This is a genomic window from Burkholderia sp. HMSC10F09 (assembly GCF_001806955.1).
GTDB lineage: Bacteria > Pseudomonadota > Gammaproteobacteria > Burkholderiales > Burkholderiaceae > Burkholderia > Burkholderia multivorans.
The window spans coordinates 1-14,653 of sequence record NZ_KV786681.1 but is presented as its reverse complement, the minus strand read 5'-3'; the positions used below and the strand labels follow the sequence as shown (position 1 = coordinate 14,653).

Here is a 14,653-nt window from a genome sequence, read left to right as displayed (position 1 = left end):
GGGCGGCTCCTCGTGAACGGGGTCGCAGGCATTATGCGTGAAACGGCCGCGGTGTGTTCGGCGTGCAAAAATCGGGAAGCCGCAGCGGGCTGAGCGGAGCGCTGTACCTCGTGCCGTTCGACGTGTTGCGCGCGACAGAGCTGCTGCGCCAACAAAAAAGGCCCTCACGGGCCTTTCGTCGAACGAAGTGACGCAGCTTACCGCGTCAGCTCGCTGAACCCGTCCAGCAGCCGCTCGACGTCGGCCGCTTCGATCGCGCCCATCGTCGAGATGCGGAACAGTTCCTTCGACAGCCCGCCTTGCCCCGCGTAAATCACGAAGCCGCGCGCCTTCAGCCCGTCGTGCAGCGCTTCGTACGTGACGCCTTGCGGCAGCCGGTACGCGCGCAGCACGACCGACGACGCGCCTTCCGGCAGCACGAGCGGCATCCCGCGTGCGGCGAGCCCGGCCTGCGCCTGATCGGCGAGCGCCTTGTAGCGCGCATGACGCGCGCGCCAACCGCCCGCTTCGTCGAATTCGCGCAGCGCCTCGACGAGCGCGTAGTACGCATGCACGGACGGCGTGAACGGCGTGTTGCGCTGATCCTGCAGCTTCGCGAGACGGCCGAGGTCGAGATAGTAGGTGCGGCTCGCGGCGTTCGCGAGCGCGCTGCGGCGCACGATCACGAACGCCGCGCCCGGCACGCCGTGCAGGCACTTGTTGGCAGTCGCGGCGACGGCATCGATGTCGCCGCCCGCAAAATCGATCGCTTCCGCGCCGAAGCTGCTGACGCCGTCGACGAGCAGCTTCACGCCGCGTGCACGACAGACGCCGGCGATCGCGCCGAGATCGTTCAGGCGGCCGGTCGTCGTCTCGTGATGGATCACCGCGACGTGCGAGTAGCCGCCTGCATCGAGCCGCGCGGCGATCTGCGCGAGATCGGGCGCCTGCATCCATTCGTGCTTGAGCACGTCGTGTGCGATCCGGTACTGCGTCGCGATCTGCGTGATGCGTTCACCGTACACGCCGTTCTCGATCACGAGCAGCTTGCCGTCCTTCGGCACGAGCGCGGCGATCATGCTTTCGACGGCGGCCGTGCCCGAACCGGTCATCAGCACGGCAGTCCATTCGGCCGGATCGAGTTCGTATGCGGCGACGAGACGCGCACGCGCCTCGTCCTGCAGATCGAAGAATTCGCTTTCGCGATGGCACAGGTCCGGTTGCAGCAGGCTGCGGCGCACGCGTTCGGTCAGCGTGACCGGGCCAGGGTTCAGCAGCAGCATCAGTGGGCTCCTTCAGGGGCTTCGGTCAGGGCGGCGGCGCCGATGTGGCGCATCAGGCGCGTCTTCACGTCGACCGGCGTGACGGTCGGCCGCGGCAGCCCGTCGGGCACGCCCGTGCGGATCGCGAGCCGCACGAACTGTGCGCCGTCGGTGCGCGGCGCAGCCAGCGCCGCATCGAGCACGTCGAGCGTGTCGCCTTCGACTGCACTCGCATATCCGCACGCGGCCGCGACGCCTGCGAACGACACATGCTGCGACACGGTTGCCTGGCCGCCGGTCGATTCGTGCGCGCCGTTGTCGAGCAGCACATGTGTGAGGTTCGACGGGCCGTACGTGCCGAGCGTCGCGAACGCACCCATGCGCATCAGCGCGGCGCCGTCGCCGTCGACGGCCACCACGCGCAGATCGGGCCGCGCCAGCGCGAGGCCGAGCGCGAGCGGCGTCACGCAGCCCATCGAGCCGACCATGTAGAGCTGGTTCGGCCGATCGTCGAGCGCGTACAGCTCGCGGCCGCAGAAACCGGTAGAGGCGAGCACGACGGTCGAGTCGACCGGCGTATGCGCGATCACGCGCTGCAGCGCGTCGTGACGCGTCGGCCATGCATCGGGCGACGCCGCACGCGACGACGACCGTGCGGCGACATGCGCGCGCGGCTGCGGGGCCGGATTCGCCTTCAGCTCATATGGCGCGACGCTGCCTTTCTGCATCACGAGTGCGTACGGGCGGCCCGTCGCGTCCATGTGCGCGATCGCGCGGTCGAGCGCCGGACCGACCTGTTCGGGGTCGGTCGGGAACGTCTCCCACGGGATCTCCATCGTGTCGAGCATCGCGGGCGTGATCGGCCCCATCAGCGCGTGCTGCGGCTCGTCGGCGACGCCCGGCTGGCCGCGCCAGGTGACGATCAGCAACTGCGGCAGGCGGAACGTCCACGTGAGCGACGTGAGCGGGCTGACGGCGTTGCCGAGCCCCGAGTTCTGCATCATCGCGATCCCGCGCTTGCCGCCGAGCGTCGCGCCGGCGATCAGCGCGACGGCGTCGCCTTCGTTCGCGGCCGACAGGTAGTGCAGCGTCGGGTCCTGCAGCACGTAGTTGATGAACGGCGTCAGGTACGAGCAGGGCACGCCCGCGTACCAGTCGAAGCCGCGTGCGCGTGCGGCCTCGACGAACTGGGCCGCTTCGATCATTGCGCGCCTCCGTTGCCGGCGCCCGGTTCGGACAGCGGCGTTTGTCCATGCGCGAAGTCGCCCGCGCGGCGGAAGTCTTCGAGATCGTTGACGCCGCGCCAGTGGCCGTGCACGTACTGCACCTCGATCTTCTCGCCGGCGTCGATCAGCGCGTTGAGCAGCGCGGGGATGTCGAGCGTGTCGAAATCGGCGCGTGCCTGCAGCGTCGCGAGCATCGCCTTCAGGCGCTCGACGCCGGCGCCGCGCACGTTCAGCAGCCCGATCCAGCGGCCGTGCGGCGTGCCGGCGGCGGCATCGCTCGACACGCGCTGGAGCAGCACCTTCTGGCCGAACAGCCCGCGGTCGTCGGCGGCCGAGCAGAACGCGAAGTCGCGCACGCTCTGGTTGGTCGGCTCGGTCAGCGACGAATCGACGACGACGCTGAACTCGGCCTCGCTTTCCGCGAGATCGCGCAGGATGTAGCTGCGGAACAGGAGGTCGCCGTACGAGATCACGGTGTCGCCGGTCAGGCGCTCGGCCGCGCAGGCGAGCGATGCGAGCTCGCCCGTTTCGGCGTGGCGTTCGTTGACGACGAGCTTGATGCCCGACGTGTCGATCGCATCGGCGCGATAGCCGCCGACCACCGTGATGTCGTTCACGCCGTGCTTCTTGAAGCCGTCGACGAGCCAGCGCAGCAGCGGCTTGCCGGCAACGGGCAGCATCACCTTCGGCTTGTCCTCGGTGACGGCTTCGAGCCCCTTGCCGCGGCTCGCGGCGAGCACGACCGCCGCGTTCGACGCGCGCGACGACGACGACAGGTAGATGCGCTCGGCGGCCGAGTATTCGTCGGCGTCCTGCAGACGGAAGATCTCGTTGACCGACGCGACGCGATCCTCGACGTTGATCAGCGTTTCGCTCTCGTGGATCTCGCGCGCGACGGCCTGCATCGCCGACGCCGACGCGCGGATCAGATGGTTCGCCCAGATCACGGTGCTGATGCCGGCCTGGCGGAACACGTCGGTCGGCGTGCTGTAGTACTTGGTCGGCACGATCACGAGCGGCGCCTTGCCGCTCCATTCGCGCGCGAACTGCAGGATTTCGTCGGGACGCGACAGCTTGCTGTGGATCAGGATCGCGTCGGCGCCGGCTTCCGCATAGGCGTTCGCGCGGCGCAGCGCCTCGTCCATGCCCCAGCCCGCGATCAGCGCTTCGACGCGCGCGACGATCGAGAAGTCGGGGTCGCTTTGCGAATCCTTGCCGGCCTTGATCTTGCCGCAGAATTCGTCGATCTCGGCGAGCGGCTGGCGCTCGCCGTCGATGAAGCTGTTCGTCTTCGGGAACTGCTTGTCCTCGATGCAGACGCCCGCGATGCCGCGCTGCTCGAGCTTCTTCACGAGGCGGCGCACGTTGTTGAAGTTGCCGTAGCCGGTGTCGCCGTCGAGCAGGATCGGCAGATCGCTCGCGTCGGCCATGAATTCGAGCACGTCGACGACCTGCGTCCAGCTCGCCTCGTTGTTGTCGCGTACGCCGAACTGCGCGGAGATCGCGAGGCCGGACGCCCAGATGCCCTTGAAGCCGGCTTCGCGCACGATGCGTGCGGACAGGCCGTTGTGGGCTTCCATCAGAAATTCGAGCTCGTCGCTGACGAGCATGCGGCGCAGGCGTGCGCTGCGCGATTCGGTGAAGTTGGGTTCGCGTGCATTCATCGTGCGGCTCCCGCAGTGGTGCGTTGAATCAGGGGGAGGACGTCCTGCGCGGCGCGCGCGACGTCGTTCGGGAAATCGATTTCGATCCAGGGCGCGCCCGTGACGTCGGCGACGTCGAACGTGTGGCCGCCTTCGAGCAGCAGGTCGCGCACGGCTTCTTCATGCGGCATGTTCGCGCGGCCGCTGTCGACGTAGCCCGCGACGATCGTCGCGAGGCGGCGCGCGGTGCCTTCGGTGAAGCGGAAGAAGCCGACCGACTCGCCGATCGTGTCGTAGTCGAGGTCGACCGCGAGCTGCTTGCGCAGCTCGACCGGCACGCCGTTCTTCAGGCACAGCTTGACGGGCTCGTCGCCGGCCTCGAAGTCGCGGTCGATCAGCAGGCGGTCGACCGGCTTGTCCGCATCGGCCACGAGCGCGTGGAGAATGCTGTCGTCGTAGAGCACGTCGGCGTCCATCAGCAGCACGTCGCCGCCGCGCGTCATCGCATCGGCGACGGTATGCACGGTCAGCACGCTGCCGAGATCGTAGCGCTCGTTCAGCACGATCTCGGCGCGACGGCCGAGACGCTGCAGTTCCTGCTCGACCTTCTCGGCCTGGAAGCCGAGCCCGAGCACGATTTCGTCGACGCCGACGGCATCGAGCAGGCGCAGATGACGCTCGAGCAGCGACACGTCGTCGAAGCGCAGCAGGCACTTCGGAAACTGCGCTTCGGGCGGTTGTTGCAGGCGCAAGCCGAGGCCTGCCGCAAGAATGATGGCTCGCATGGGTTCTCCAACCAAAATGCCGGCGGATCGGTGCGTGGACCGGTCAGTCGGCGAGCGGCTGCGGCGCACGGCGCCGCTGCCAGTTTCTTTCACTGAAATGCAGATAGAGCAGGCCGGGCAGGCCGAGCGCGAGTTCGCGCGCGCGTTTCGCGAGCGACAGCGCGAGCGCCGCGTCGGGCGGCAGACCGACGAGCGGCGCGAGGAGCAGGTAGCCGCCTTCCTGTGCGCCGAGCGAGCCGGGGATCGCGAAGGCCGCGCCGCGGATCGCCTGACCGACGCTTTCGAGCAGCAGTGCGTCGAGCCAGCCGACTGGGTGACCGAGGAAGTGCAGCGCGAGCCACACCTCGACGGTGCCGACGATCCAGCCGGCGAGGCTCAAGGCGAAGGTCTGCGCGACCTTCGCGCGATCGCGGTACAGCGCGCCGACCGCATCGTCGATCGCGTCGGCGCGCGTCGCGAGCGACGACCAGTCGCGCGGGCCGACCAGCTTCGACGCGAGCCGCAGCCCGTGTCCGAACAGCCCGCGCCGCTGCGCCGCATAGAACGCGACCGCGAGGCCGCCGAGCACGCCCGTCGCGATCAGCGCCGGCGTGCGCAGATAGGCAACCGAATCGTGCGTCGCATAGAGGCTGAACGCGGCGATGCCGATCAGCGCGAACGCCATCTGCGCGAGCGCCTGCATCGTCGTGCTGACCGTGATCGCGGCGGCCGAGTCGGCCATGCGCGTGCCGCGCTGCGCGAGATGGCGCACCATCAGCACCGGGCCGCCGATCTGGCCGGCCGGCAGCAGGCTGTTCACCGATTCGCCGACCCAGCGCGCGCGCAGCGCGTTGCCGAGATCGGCGCCCGGCTGGCCGCGGCGGAACATCACCGAAATCGCGCCCGCGTCGATCGCGAGCGGCACCACGTGGAATGCCGCGACGAGCGCGAGCCCCCAGCCGGCCGCGAGCAGCGTCGACGCGACCGCGCCGACGCCCTGCCACGCGAGCAGTGCGATGAACAGCGCCGTCCCGAGGGACAGCAGAATCAGGCCCGCGCGCGTCATGACCCCGTCGAGCGCCGCGGCGCCAGCTGCTTGAAGACCTGACGGAAGCCGAAATACGCGATCGCGTCCTTCATGTTCGAGATGAAGCGCTTCCACGGCCGCATGCCGGGGTTCGTCACGTATTCGAAGGTCAGCGACACGCGAATCTCGTCCTGGCCGAGCGGCGTGATGCGATGGCGCAGCTTGTCGCCGTCGAACAGCACGATGCCGCCGTCGGCGATCTGCACGGAGCCCGGTTCGTCGGGCACGTCCGGATTGCGCGTGTGCAGTTCGTAGTCGAGCCGGCACGACGATTCGTCGATCACGCCGATCAGCAGCGTATAGCGGCGGCCGTCGTAGTACGAGGTGTCGTAGTGCCAGCCGATGTGGTCGCCCGGCTTCGTGTAGTAGTAGAGCGCGTACGCGTGCGGGTCGTCGTCGGGCGACAGCATCAGCTTGTCGCCGGTGATCTGTTCGAGAAAGCCGATCAGCGCCTTCGAGCGGTACAGCTCGGCGATGTACGGCGCCTGCTCGTCGATCGTGTGCCGGCTCACGCTGCCGCCCTGCTTGTGGCCGGGCAGGTAATTGCGGTTCAGGCCGGCCTGCAGCGCGCGGGCGGCGTCGGCGAGTTTCGCGTGCGCCTCGGGCGGCAGGAACGTGTCGAGGTACAGGAACGAGCCCTGGCGCGTGTAGTCGCTGCGCAGGCGCTCGAGGTCGAGGCGGCCGACGCTGGCGGCCACGGTTCGATCGGGGTCGGAGACGGCCGCCCGCGCGGGCGCGGGACGTGCCGGAGCCAGCACGGAATCGTCGCGCGTGCTAGGAGTCATTTGGAAGCCTGGATTTCGGTTGAATTCTGCGGAGCGTTGCCGCGCCTGACGATGCGCCACCAGTCGATGACGACCCACGCGGCGAACAGCGGCGCGCCGATCGACGCCGCGAGCAGGAACGGCTCGACGCCGTCGGTCAGCGTGACGAGCGGCAGCAGATACAGCACGTCCTCGGTTTCGAAGCCGCCGACGAACGCCTGCCGCGTGCCGGCCTTGCCGGCGAACGATTCGATGCGCATCCGCAGATAGAAGATCAGCGCGACCGCCGCGCCTGCCGCCGCGCCGAGCAGCACAGGCGACGCGGCCATCCGGCCGCCTTGCGCGACGATCCCGACGCCCATGCTGACGAACAGCGCGATCGTCACGAGCGCGTCGGCGGCGAGGTCGTAAAAATGACCGATCTTGCTCGACTTGCCGCTGATGCGCGCGAGCTCGCCGTCGGTATGGTCGACGAAGTTCGACAGCACGATCAGGAACGCGCCCGCGTTGCTCCAGCCGAAACCGCCTTGCGCCAGGCACCAGGCGCCGGCGAGGCCGATCAGCAGACGGACGGTAGTGAGGTGATTCGGGGTGACCGGCGTGTCGACGAGCGGCCGGACAAGCGAGCGCGCGAGCCGCGCATCCCAGGTGCGCGGCAGGGGTGGCTCGGAGCGTGTTGCGGTTTTTCTGTGGTCCATCGGCGAAATATATACGGATTTGTAATTTGTTGCTTTTTATTCATTCAATGTCCCGACATGTGCGAGTGTTACCGTGTATTGCGCACAACGCGCGCCGCCGGCCGGACCCGCACGGCGCGCGTCCGAAACGTTGATCTGGATCAGACCCGAAAAATGTGCGCCGAGCACAATCGGTCTGCCGCGCGCCTGTCACAGATCGGCCGCCGGATATCCGGCAAATTCGGGAAGGTTGTTTTGCATCCGGTGGATATTTCAGGGCGACGCGGTCTGCGATACTCCGGCCGTGCCTGTGGTGCCGGCCGCCCAACGCGGCCCCAAGGGCTTCACGTCGCTCAGGAGACACCCCCCGCGACGTCAACGACAGACCGAAACGCGTCAGAAATCCCACCCATGACTTCATCACGCATCCTCGCTCCCGCGCTGCGTTCGCTCGTCCGCACTGCCGACCAGGCCGCCGCGCTGATCCGTCCCGGCATGACCGTCGCGATGAGCGGCTTCACCGGCTCGGGCTACCCGAAGGCCGTGCCGGCCGCGCTCGCCGCCCAAATCGAGGCCGCCCATGCGCGCGGCGAAGACTTCCGGATCAACGTGCTGACCGGCGCCTCGACCGCGCCCGAACTCGACGGCGCGCTCGCGCGCACGAACGGCATCTCGATGCGGCTGCCGTACCAGTCCGACCCGACGCTGCGCGACAAGATCAACGGCGGCGAAGTCGACTACCAGGACATCCACCTGAGCCACGTCGCGCAGAACGCATGGTTCGGGCTGTTCGGCGAGCTGGACGTCGCGATCGTCGAAGTCGCCGGCATTCGCGAGGACGGGCTGCTGATTCCGTCGGCGTCGGTCGGCAACAACAAGACGTGGCTCGAACAGGCGAAGCACGTGATTCTCGAGGTCAACGCACGTCAGCCGCTCGGCCTCGACGGGATGCACGACATCTATTACGGCACCGCGTTGCCGCCGAACCGCAAGCCGATTCCGCTGACGAAAAGCGACGACCGCATCGGCGAGCCGTATCTGCGCTGCCCGGCCGAGAAGATCGTCGCGATCGTCGAGACCGACGCGCCCGACCGCAGCAACGCGTTCTCCGCGCCGGACGACACGTCGAAGCAGATCGCCACGCGCCTGATCGACTTCCTGCGCCACGAAGTGAAGCGCGGGCGTCTGCCCGCGAATCTGCTGCCGCTGCAGTCCGGCGTCGGCAACATCACGAACGCGGTGCTCGCCGAACTGAGCTCGGCCGGCTTTTCCGATCTGACGGCATACACGGAAGTGATCCAGGACGGCATGCTCGACCTGCTCGCCGACGGCACGCTGCGTTTCGCATCGGCGACCGCGCTGTCGCTGAGCCCGCCCGCCGTGCAACGCTTCGCCGACCAGATCGCGATGTTCCGCGAGAAGATCCTGCTGCGGCCGCAGGAGATCAGCAACCATCCGGAGCTCGTGCGCCGGCTCGGCTGCATCGCGATGAACGGCATGATCGAGGCCGACATCTACGGCAACGTGAACTCGACGCACGTGATGGGCACGAAGATCCAGAACGGCATCGGCGGCTCGGGCGACTTCGCGCGCAACGGCTATCTGTCGTGCTTCATGTCGGCGAGCACCGCGAAGGGCGGCGCGATTTCGCGGATCGTGCCGATGGCAAGCCATGTCGACCATACCGAGCACGACGTCGCCGTGGTCGTCACCGAGCAGGGGCTCGCCGACCTGCGTGGGCTCTCGCCGAAGCAGCGCGCACGCAGGATCATCGCGACCTGCGCGCATCCGGATTACCGGCCGATGCTCGAGGACTACTTCGAGCGCGCGTCGCACGAGAGCTTCGGCAAGCACACGCCGCATCTGCTCGCCGAAGCGCTGTCGTGGCACGAGCGCTTCGTGCGTACCGGCACGATGAAGGCGTGATCACGCCGCTGCGGCGCGCACGCGGCGTCAGTCCATCGCCGCGTGCGCGACGTCGACGTCCGCGCCCTTGCGCGGCGGGCGGATTGGCAGCAGCAACGGAATCATCGGCAGCGTCGCGACGAACATCAGCTTGAAATCGTTGAGGTACGCGATCATCGCGGCCTGCTGGTTGATCGTGCGGTCGAGCAGCGCTATGTCGAGGTCATGGCCTGCACGAGCGCGATACGCTGGTCCGGCTGCTCGGCAGCGTGCGGCACAACCTGATCGACTCCGGCGGCGACCGAGTGCCGTCCCCGACTTCCGCCTGCTAGGCGGCGAGCGCGAGCGCCGCGAGATAGAGCCCGACACCATACGACAGATGCGCGACGAGGCTGCGCCGCCGTGCGACGGCCGGCTGCGGCGTGCGTGATGCCGCGATGCCGAACCCGAGCGCCGGCTGCATCACGAGAAACGGTGCGGCGACGCTGACGAGTCCGGCCGCGAGTGCGGGCGCGAGCGTCGGCGTGTCGACCCAGTGCGGTCCGGCGAGCGCGATCGGCAATCCCGCGAACGCGATGCCGGTCGCGTAATGCGCGGCCCAGCCGAGCGCGCGCTCGCCGCGCAGCGGCGCGGCGGCCGCGATCGACCCGTGCCGGAAGCGTCCGTGCGCCATATGGCCGAGCCAGCGGCCGACCAGCGCGAGATCGAGCGACGGCACGCCGAACACGTGCCGACACGACAGCGCCCACAGATCCATCACCAGCGTCGCACCGACACCGATTGCCGCGATGTGCAGCAGCAGGGCGGGCGCGCTCATCCTGCACCTCGTCCGGATCGAGCGAGGCGGGCGGCGCGGCATCGCGCACGCGTCGGCGCGCAGTCGCGGCGCGCGGCAGGCAGCGGGCAAGTGGGCTTCATCGGTGGTCGTGCTTGTCGTCGTGGATCGCGGCGGCTATCTTGCAACTTCAAGCTCACTTGAGGTCAAGCATGGGACGACTGGATATCGCCGAGGTCGCGCGGCGCACGGGGCTGCCTGCGTCGACGCTGCGTTTTTACGAGGAAAAGGGGCTGATCGAGCCGACTGGGCGCGCCGGGTTGCGGCGCCAGTACGACGAGTCGGTGCTCGAGCGGCTCGCGTTGATCGCGCTCGGCCGCGAGGCCGGTTTTTCGCTCGACGAGATCGTCGCGATGTTCGGCGCGGACGGCCGCCCTGCGATCGACCGCGCGAAGCTCGAGGAGAAGGCCGACGCGATCGATCGGACGATCCGTCGGCTCGCGGCCGTGCGCGACGCATTGCGCTACGCGGCGTCGTGTCCGGCGCCGAGCCATCTCGAGTGTCCGTCGTTCCGGCAGTTGATGCGCGTCGCCGCGCACCGGCATCCTGCGCATCGCGCGAAGACCGAGCGCGCTTAGTGCGGGTGGGGCGTGTGGGCGTGTGCGGGTCAGCGCGTGTAATACGCGCGGCACTCCATCTCGCGTCCGCGCACGATGCGTTTGCCGACGAGCGCACCGAGCGTTTCGGTGACGACGATGCGCTGATGTTCGCGCTGCAGCGCGTCGTAGAAGTAGAGCGCGACCCAGTTCATCGTGCGGCCCGACGCGCATGCGGGCGCGCCGGACGCACAGAGCGCGGTGAAGTGCCAGCCGCCTTTCGTCATGTGCATCACCGGCGAGCGTACGTCGCTGTCCAGGTGCGCGCGCGTCGATGCGAGTGCCGGCAGCGTGCCGGCTGCCGCCTGACGGCGATACAGACGGTCGACGTACAGCAGCAATTCGACGGGTGGCTCCGCGCCGAGGCCGGCATCGTCGAGGCAGCCCTGCCAGCGGCGGCGGCGCGTGAGCACGTCGTCGAGCGCCGCGCGGATGCCGGCCGCCCGACGCGGGCCGACGCCCGCGATCGTTTCGAGCCGGCCGCTGCGCGCGGCGCTTTCGAGTGCCTCGAGCGTATCGATATGCAATACGTCGTGAATCCGCAGCGCGAGCGAGCGGCCGATGCCGGGCACCGCTTCGAACGCGGACGCGCGTTCCGGATCGCCGCGCAGGCGTTCGAGCTGACGCCAGCGTCCGGTGACGAGCCACTCCGCGATCGCCTGCGCGACGCCCGCGCCGATTTCGGGTATCGCGGCCAGCGCCTCGACGCCGCCCGCGTCGAACAGCGTGCGTGCACCGCCATCGAGCGCATCGACCGCGTCGGCCGCCGCACGATACGCGGCGACGCGGTACGGATTGGCCCCCTGATCGGCGAGCCGCAGCGCCGCCTCGCGCAGGCAAGCCGCGATCTGCCGGTTTTCGTCGTGCGTCGGGTTGCTGCGCGTCGACATCGCGAGTGACCTCGGAAGGCACCAACGGAGGCGGGCGCGCGGCCGCGCGCCCGGTCCTTCGACGATTGTCGCGGTGCGTGTCGAACGGCGATTGACGTGCATCAATGGCAAACGTTGCACGTTGCCGGACGCGCGCCGCGTACGACGATTATGCGTCCAGAAACGCGTGCGCGCCTTCGGCTTCGGCGGCCGTGCGCAGCGCGGCGAGCGCGCGCTTCTCGATCTGGCGCACGCGCTCGCGAGACATCCCGGCATCCTTCGCGATCGCGTCGTAGGTGTCCGGCTCGGTGCCGCCGAGACCGAAGCGCCGGCGCAGCACGTCGGCCTCGGCCGGCGTGACCGAACGCAGCAGCGATCGCACGCATTCGCGCATGCGCGCGCCGGCCAGCTGTTCGAACGGGCTCGCGGATGTTTCGTCCTCGATCAGGTCGACGAGGCCGGTGTCGGCGTCCGGCAGCGGCGTGTCGAGCGAGACCGGCTCGGCCGGCAGCGCGAGAATCGCGCGCAGCTTGTCCTCCTCCAGGCCGGTTTCGGCCGCGAGTTCGGCCGGCGTCGGCTGACGGCCCGTGCGCTGACGGAAGCGCAGCGCTTGTCGCCGCACGCGCTGATGCTGATCGCCGACGTGGACGGGCACGCGGATCGTCCGCGCGCGGTCCGCGACCGCACGTGCGATCGCCTGCCGGATCCACCAGGTCGCATACGTCGAAAACTTGAATCCGCGCCGGTATTCGAACTTCTCGATCGCGCGCATCAGCCCGATGCAGCCGTCCTGCACGAGGTCGGACAGATCGACGCCGCGGTTCAGGTACTTGCGCGCGATCGACAGCACGAGCCGCAGATTTGCCTCGAGCATCGCGCGCGTCGCGTCGCGCACCTTCTGCTGCCCGTCGTTCAGCGCCGCGACCAGTGCGCGGCGCGCAACGGCGTCGAAGCACGCGGCGTCCGCGCCGGCGATCGCGCGCGCCGCGTCGTCGCGCGACGCGGCCGCAAGCGCGCGTACGACGCGGCTTGCGTCGTCGACGGCCGATGTGACCCAGGTCAGCGCGCCGAGCTCGGCCGCGAGACGATCGCGGGCGTCGCGATAGGCGCTCGATCGGCAGCCGTGCGCATGCAGCGCGCGCCGCACGTCGGCGAGGGCATCGCGTACCGCGTCGAAGCGGGCGGCTGCCGGTGCGTCGGCGCTGTCGTTCGCGTCGTCGGCGTCGCCGTCGCTGCGGTCGGGCGCGCTCGCCGCCGTCGTGCCGATGCGCGCCAGCAGCGCGTCGACCGCCGGCGGACAACCGGCGAGCGCATGCAGCATCTGGTGGCGCCCGGTTTCGAGCTCGCGCGCAAGCGCGATTTCGTCTTCGCGCGTGAGCAGCGGCACTGCGTGCATGCGACGCATGTACAGCGCGAGCGGATCGGTCGACGCGCTCGCGCCGCGCGCGAGATCGCCGAGCAGCGCGCGACCCTCTTCGAGTGCGTCGCGATCGACGTCGACCGCGGGCGCGGCCGCGAACGGCGGCGGCGCGGCCGGCTCGTCGAGCACGGTGATCCCGATGTCCGCGAGCGCGGCGCGCACGACATCGAGCGCATCGGGGCTGTCGCTTTCGGGCGGCAGCGCGTCGACGAGATCGGCGTGCGTCAGATAACCCTGCTCGCTGGCCAGCGCGAGCAGCTGGATGATCGGATCGAGGGGCGTGTCCGCCCGGGACGTGGGGCGTGGCGTAGTCATGTCGATGGCGGCGCGGGCCGCGTTCCTTGTGAGGCGGACCGAGGCCCGCCGGTTGGGGGCCGCCGGGTGTTCGCGAACGCCTGTTCGTTCACGCCGGCCGGCCCGACTGTATTCAACGTGAGGGCATTCGCCTGGACTTCAACGTCGGCCCGGCACACGCGCGAGCACGCGCCGTACCCGCGGCGCGCGCTACTGCCGGCGACGGGGCGCAATCCGCGTGCGGCCGCGCCACGCGGGGCGCGCCGCGCGGCGCCGTGAAACAAACAGTAACGGATCATACCCGCGGAAATCTGCAGGGGACGTAAGCTAGAGTCAGGCGCGCCGCCGATGCGGCGCACGAATGGATGCCGGAGTACCCGATGAGTCCCGTTTCCGCCGCAAGGCCGGGCGTCGTCGCGCTGGTCGCGCTGACGCTCGGCGGCTGCTACTACACCAGTCCCTACGGCTATGCGCCGTATTACACGCCGGTGCCGGCCGTGGTATCGCAGCGCGAAGTGCCGGTTGCGCCGGCGGCTTCCGCTGCTGCTGCGCCGGCGCCTGCGTCGTCGTCCGACGCCGCGGGCGCCGCCACGTACGACACCGCTGTCGTGCCGGCACCCGTGTACGTCGCGCCGGCCTACGTGCCGTACCCGTATTACTACCCTGCGTACTATCCGGCCTGGTACGGGCCGCCGGTCGCGATCGGCTTCGGGTTCTGGGGACACTGGGGCGGCGGCCACTGGCGCGGCGGCGGCGGTCACTGGGGCCGCCCGTGGGGCGGCGGACACGGGGGCGGCCATCGGCACTGACGCGCGGCCGCGCCGCGGGAGAGCAACATGAAAAAGACGATTGTCGGCAGCCTGTCCGCCATTGCGTTTGCGCTGGCTGCCGTACCGGGCGTCGCGCATGCGCAGGGCGATGCCTATACGAACGCGCCGGCCGAGCTGTTCGCCGGGCCGGCGCCCGACTATCCGGTCGTCGCGGAGCTGCCGCCCGGCACCGCGCTCGACGTGTTCGGCTGTCTGAGCGACTACACGTGGTGCGACGTCGCGCTGCCGGGCGTCCGCGGATGGATCGACGCGCAACTGCTCGACTATCCGTACCAGGGCAGCTACGTGCCGATGCTCGAGTACGGCGCGATGATCGGCGTGCCGATTACGGGCTTCGCGATCGGCGCGTACTGGGATCGCTATTACCGCAACCGGCCGTGGTATCACGACCGCGATCGCTGGATGCATCGTCCGGAACCGAGGGTCGGCCCGGGCGGCTTCCCGCCCGCGCGCGGGCGCCCCGAGCCAGGCGGGCCCGTGTTGCAGCCGCCGGCGCCCGGCG

Annotated in this window: 14 protein-coding genes and 1 pseudogene; 4 read left to right on the top strand and 11 right to left on the bottom strand. The window is 69.5% G+C overall.

The genetic code is table 11. From position 1 onward, the window contains the following. Positions 1–197: 197 nt before the first annotated feature. Genes HMPREF3115_RS12305 through HMPREF3115_RS12275 form a run of 7 tightly spaced genes read right to left on the bottom strand, consistent with a single transcriptional unit; the run spans position 198 to position 7,423 of the window. Complete coding sequence (locus HMPREF3115_RS12305) at positions 198–1,262, bottom strand: 2-aminoethylphosphonate aminotransferase (protein WP_070554567.1); 1,065 nt, start codon at positions 1,260–1,262, stop codon at positions 198–200. Beyond that, positions 1,262–2,446: a phosphonopyruvate decarboxylase gene (aepY, locus tag HMPREF3115_RS12300; protein WP_070554565.1), complete on the bottom strand. Its 1,185-nt coding sequence runs from the start codon at positions 2,444–2,446 to the stop codon at positions 1,262–1,264. Before aepY ends, HMPREF3115_RS12305 begins: the two co-directional genes overlap by 1 nt. Beyond that, entirely contained in the window at positions 2,443–4,131 is a 1,689-nt protein-coding gene (aepX, locus tag HMPREF3115_RS12295; protein WP_006403806.1) for a phosphoenolpyruvate mutase, read from the bottom strand. The genes aepY and aepX overlap by 4 nt, the downstream gene beginning before the upstream one ends. Beyond that, positions 4,128–4,895 (bottom strand): phosphocholine cytidylyltransferase family protein, encoded by a 768-nt coding sequence (locus HMPREF3115_RS12290; RefSeq protein WP_006399829.1) that lies wholly within the window; start codon positions 4,893–4,895, stop codon positions 4,128–4,130. Before HMPREF3115_RS12290 ends, aepX begins: the two co-directional genes overlap by 4 nt. Before the next feature lie 43 nt (positions 4,896–4,938). Next, positions 4,939–5,940, bottom strand: coding sequence for an HpnL family protein (locus HMPREF3115_RS12285; protein ID WP_070554563.1), 1,002 nt, complete (start codon positions 5,938–5,940; stop codon positions 4,939–4,941). Continuing rightward, positions 5,937–6,746: a HalD/BesD family halogenase gene (locus HMPREF3115_RS12280; RefSeq protein WP_035487792.1), complete on the bottom strand. Its 810-nt coding sequence runs from the start codon at positions 6,744–6,746 to the stop codon at positions 5,937–5,939. Before HMPREF3115_RS12280 ends, HMPREF3115_RS12285 begins: the two co-directional genes overlap by 4 nt. Next, on the bottom strand, positions 6,743–7,423 hold the full coding sequence (locus HMPREF3115_RS12275; protein ID WP_070554561.1) for a CDP-alcohol phosphatidyltransferase family protein: 681 nt from the start codon (positions 7,421–7,423) through the stop codon (positions 6,743–6,745). Before HMPREF3115_RS12275 ends, HMPREF3115_RS12280 begins: the two co-directional genes overlap by 4 nt. A 390-nt stretch (positions 7,424–7,813) precedes the next feature. Between HMPREF3115_RS12275 and HMPREF3115_RS12270 the strand changes: the two genes are divergently transcribed. Further along, positions 7,814–9,328 carry an acetyl-CoA hydrolase/transferase family protein gene (locus tag HMPREF3115_RS12270; RefSeq protein WP_059936629.1) on the top strand — a complete coding sequence of 505 codons (1,515 nt, stop codon included), beginning with the start codon at positions 7,814–7,816 and terminating at the stop codon, positions 9,326–9,328. A 27-nt stretch (positions 9,329–9,355) separates the two neighbouring features. On the opposite strand, the pseudogene HMPREF3115_RS12265 reads toward HMPREF3115_RS12270, so the two are convergent. Both HMPREF3115_RS12265 and HMPREF3115_RS12260 read right to left on the bottom strand, forming a co-directional pair. After that, a pseudogene (locus tag HMPREF3115_RS12265) lies at positions 9,356–9,559 on the bottom strand (EmrB/QacA family drug resistance transporter); the annotation flags it as partial. A 76-nt stretch (positions 9,560–9,635) separates the two neighbouring features. Then, positions 9,636–10,124: a DUF2938 domain-containing protein gene (locus HMPREF3115_RS12260; RefSeq protein ID WP_070554559.1), complete on the bottom strand. Its 489-nt coding sequence runs from the start codon at positions 10,122–10,124 to the stop codon at positions 9,636–9,638. 170 nt (positions 10,125–10,294) lie between these two features. On the opposite strand from HMPREF3115_RS12260, the gene HMPREF3115_RS12255 reads away from it, so the two are divergent. Next, complete coding sequence (locus tag HMPREF3115_RS12255; protein ID WP_006403797.1) at positions 10,295–10,720, top strand: helix-turn-helix domain-containing protein; 426 nt, start codon at positions 10,295–10,297, stop codon at positions 10,718–10,720. A 29-nt stretch (positions 10,721–10,749) separates the two neighbouring features. Here the strand turns inward: HMPREF3115_RS12255 and HMPREF3115_RS12250 are convergent, their stop codons facing one another. Both HMPREF3115_RS12250 and HMPREF3115_RS12245 read right to left on the bottom strand, forming a co-directional pair. Then, positions 10,750–11,628, bottom strand: coding sequence for a helix-hairpin-helix domain-containing protein (locus HMPREF3115_RS12250; protein ID WP_070554557.1), 879 nt, complete (start codon positions 11,626–11,628; stop codon positions 10,750–10,752). A 148-nt stretch (positions 11,629–11,776) separates the two neighbouring features. Next, on the bottom strand, positions 11,777–13,342 hold the full coding sequence (locus tag HMPREF3115_RS12245; protein WP_070554556.1) for a sigma-70 family RNA polymerase sigma factor: 1,566 nt from the start codon (positions 13,340–13,342) through the stop codon (positions 11,777–11,779). A 359-nt stretch (positions 13,343–13,701) separates the two neighbouring features. Between HMPREF3115_RS12245 and HMPREF3115_RS12240 the strand changes: the two genes are divergently transcribed. Further along, complete coding sequence (locus HMPREF3115_RS12240; protein ID WP_175835614.1) at positions 13,702–14,130, top strand: hypothetical protein; 429 nt, start codon at positions 13,702–13,704, stop codon at positions 14,128–14,130. Between the two features lie 27 nt (positions 14,131–14,157). Next, a partial coding sequence (locus HMPREF3115_RS12235; protein ID WP_256276146.1) for an SH3 domain-containing protein occupies positions 14,158–14,653 on the top strand: 496 nt, incomplete at its 3' end.